Origin of the sequence: Kineococcus indalonis (assembly GCF_009906395.1) — a bacterium.
Classification (GTDB): Bacteria; Actinomycetota; Actinomycetes; order Actinomycetales; family Kineococcaceae; genus Kineococcus; species Kineococcus indalonis.
Genome location: NZ_JAAALM010000822.1, coordinates 1 through 1,162 on the forward strand (window position 1 = coordinate 1; position 1,162 = coordinate 1,162).

Sequence of the window (1,162 nt, forward strand, 5' to 3'; positions counted from 1 at the left end):
CCCCTCGTCGCTGCCGAGGAAGCCCGCGGGGTCGGGCCGCGGGTCGTCCACGGGGCCCCAGGAACCGTCGACCACCGCGTACCGCAACTGCGGGCCGACGGTGAGGAACTGCTCCAGCGCCGCCACGAGCCGGTCCACGTCCGCCGAGCCGGTCCCCACGCCGGTGCTGGCGCGCAGCGCGCCGGAGGACAGCCCCAGGGAGTCCGCGAACCGGTGCGCGCAGAAGCGCCCGTCGCGCACGCCGATCCCGTGCTCGGCCGACAGGTACGCCGCGACCTCCGAGGACGGGTGCCCCTCCACGGTGAACGTGACGACCCCCACGGCGTCCTCGGCGTCCGGGCGCACCACCCGCACCCGCGGCAGCGCGCCCAGCCCGTCCACCAGGCGCTCGCGCAGCGCCGCCTCGTGCTCCTCCAGCGCCCCGGCGGGCAGCGCGCCCAGCGCGGTGCAGGCGCGGGCCAGGGCCACCACGCCGATCACGTTGGGGGAGCCGGCCTCGTGGCGCTCCGGGCCGCTGGCCCAGCGCACGACGTCCACGCCGACGTCCAGCGTCGCGCCGCCGCCGGCCAGGTACGGCTCGGCCGCGTCCAGCCAGTCCCGCCGGCCGACCAGCGCCCCCGAGCCGAAGGGCGCGTACAGCTTGTGCCCGGAGAAGGCGATCCAGTCCAGGTCCGCGCCGGCCAGGTCCACCCGCCGGTGCGGGACCAGCTGGGCGCCGTCCACGGCGATGCGGGCGCCGGCGGCGTGCGCGGCGCGCGCCAGCCGCCGCAGCGGGAGCACCTCGCCGGTGACGTTGGAGGCGCCCGTCACCGCCAGCAGGGCGTAGCCGCCCGTGGCCAGCTCCGCCTCCAGCGCCGCCGCCGTGCTCGCCGCGTCCGGGCCGCCGGGCACCACCGTCGTGCGCGCCGAGCGCTGCCAGGGCAGCAGGTTGGCGTGGTGCTCCACGTCCGCCACCAGCACGCGCCCGCCGGCCGGCACGGCGCGCGAGAGCAGGTCCAGGGCGTCGGTGGTGCTGCGGGTGAAGACGACCACGTCGTCCGGGCGGGCCCCCACGAAGCGCCCCACCGCCCCGCGCGCGGACTCGAACAGCTCCGTCGAGACCCGCGAGAGGTAGCCCGCGCCGCGGTGCACGCTGGCGTAGTGCGGCAGCACCCGGGCCACG

Annotated in this window: 1 protein-coding gene; it reads right to left on the reverse strand. The window is 78.7% G+C overall.

Features of this window, described 5'->3' with window-relative positions; translation table 11 throughout:
- Positions 1-1,162: aminotransferase class V-fold PLP-dependent enzyme (locus tag GTR00_RS21355; RefSeq protein ID WP_166613511.1), on the reverse strand; the 1,162-nt coding region annotated here is incomplete at both ends.